Annotated in this window: 3 protein-coding genes; 1 reads left to right on the plus strand and 2 read right to left on the minus strand. The window is 68.4% G+C overall.

Features of this window, described 5'->3' with window-relative positions; all coding sequences use genetic code 11:
- Positions 1 to 72 precede the first annotated feature (72 nt).
- On the minus strand, positions 73 to 486 hold the full coding sequence (locus WA805_RS01285; RefSeq protein ID WP_424559902.1) for a nitroreductase/quinone reductase family protein: 414 nt from the start codon (positions 484 to 486) through the stop codon (positions 73 to 75).
- Positions 487 to 639: 153 nt separating this feature from the next.
- On the opposite strand from WA805_RS01285, the gene WA805_RS01290 reads away from it, so the two are divergent.
- On the plus strand, positions 640 to 1173 hold the full coding sequence (locus WA805_RS01290; protein ID WP_425240859.1) for a protein-tyrosine phosphatase family protein: 534 nt from the start codon (positions 640 to 642) through the stop codon (positions 1171 to 1173).
- Between the two features lie 385 nt (positions 1174 to 1558).
- Here the strand turns inward: WA805_RS01290 and WA805_RS01295 are convergent.
- The coding region (locus tag WA805_RS01295) for an L-histidine N(alpha)-methyltransferase (protein ID WP_425241452.1) at positions 1559 to 1774 on the minus strand (216 nt) is incomplete at its 5' end.

Raw genomic sequence — 1774 nt, forward strand, 5'->3', positions numbered from 1 at the left:
ACGGCAAGGATCCGGCCGAGCAGGTGTGTGAGCTGTCAAATAGCCGGGCCGCGTAGAACCTCTTGAGACCGGCTAGGGCGCCGAATCAAGGTCGATGCGGATGGTCAGCGGGGCCGAGGCCATCATCCGGCCGATGGCGGCGTCCCACTGGTAGGGCAGCGTGCGGGACCGCGCCAGGGCGTCATCGCCGGGGAGCGCGATCGCTGTCCCGGCGCGCCATGCGCCGTCGGCCTTGACCCGTACCCTGGGGTTGGCTTGCAGGTTGCGGACGTAGTCGGCTTGTGTCCCGTGCGCGGCGACAAGCCAGAAGGTGTCGCCGTCCAGGCCGTTCCCCACCGGGGTGTGCCGTGCCAGCCCGGTGCAGCGGCCGGTCGTCTCCAGCAGGGCGAACGCACGCGGCGCAACCCCTGCTCGCAGGGCGAGGCGGATCAGCCGGTTGCTGCCCCGCTCCAGCGTCGTCATGACCCGGTACTTCCGCGAGCGCATATCCAGGTTCTACCGTGGCCACGGGCCCTGAGTGAACGTCGGATCGGCCACATCACGCAGGTAGCTCAGCTGAACGTAGGGATTCCACTGGAATGGTGTCAGCGTGATGGACTCAAGCGGGTCGTCCGGGCAGTCCGCGGCTATCGTTGTGCCGTGGTCGAGATCCGCCGTGCCGTGGCCTGCGCTGAATGCGGACTGTACTGGGACGGAGGCTCGGAGCCGCCCAGGTGCCGCAACGGCAATCACGAGCATCGCGTGTTCGAGGTTCACCGTCACCTGGACCCGGTTGTGCTGCCCGGAGGCACGCGGCTGACGGCGGCGTCCTTTGATCAGGCTGCCCCGTACGTGCGCGCTCGTGTCCCGGACTATGGCCTGTACCTCGACCCCCGATGGCAGCCGCCATGGGACCACGGCCACATCTGCTGGCCGGACTTCGGCCTGCCGACGGATGCCGACGCTCTTACCAGGACGCTCCGTGCGGTTCTAGAGCGGGCCCGATCGGGGCAGGACGTCGAGATGGGATGTCTTGGCGGTCACGGCCGGACAGGGACGGCGCTGTCCTGCCTGGCCGCTCTGTCCGGGCACCCGGCCCGCGAGGCTGTCGCATGGGTACGGTCCGGCTACTGCGCTAAAGCGGTCGAGACACCCGAGCAGGAAGCCTTCGTCGCTGCCCTTTTCAGCTCCTGAAACCGTCACGGATCCGCGCTCCAGTCGGCGCCTGGCGGCCGACCACACCCGTAGACCTGCAGGCGCGGACTATCACTACCTGGCGTCAGCAATCGCCGACGTGATGGGCGCCACGCGCGAGATGCAGCTCGCCAAGCGCCCCCGGCGGGGGTTGCGTCTGCTGGCCACCCTCGGCTGAGCGCGCCCCCGTCCCCCGGAAGGTCCGGCCGGACACACGGCATGTACTGGCTTATAGGTCGTAAGTTGCTTCGATCCTGAGGCGGGGGTCGTCCCGTCTCATAGCTGAATGGTGCCCTCGATAGCGAGTCGGCGGGAGCGGCGTCGGCCGTTTGGAGACTTACCGTTCGCCGCTCTGACGACAGGAATCAGGACCAAATCGAGGCGGTCAGGCGGGCGTCGACAGGGACAGGCCGAATTGGCCTGCGGGGTCGGTCCCCCAGGAGCGCATCGTGAAGCCGGCCGCGGCCAGCTCCGCTTCGACGCCTGCCCGGCGGAACTTCGCGGAAACCTCGGTGCGCATCTCCTCGCCGTAGGCGAATGTCACGGTGAGCCCAAGATCCTGCACGAGCACGTGCTGGGCGGCCGTTGAGCGCAGCCGCAT

It is taken from the genome of Trebonia sp. (assembly GCF_049794275.1).
In the GTDB taxonomy this organism is placed as follows: Bacteria; Actinomycetota; Actinomycetes; order Streptosporangiales; family Streptosporangiaceae; genus Trebonia.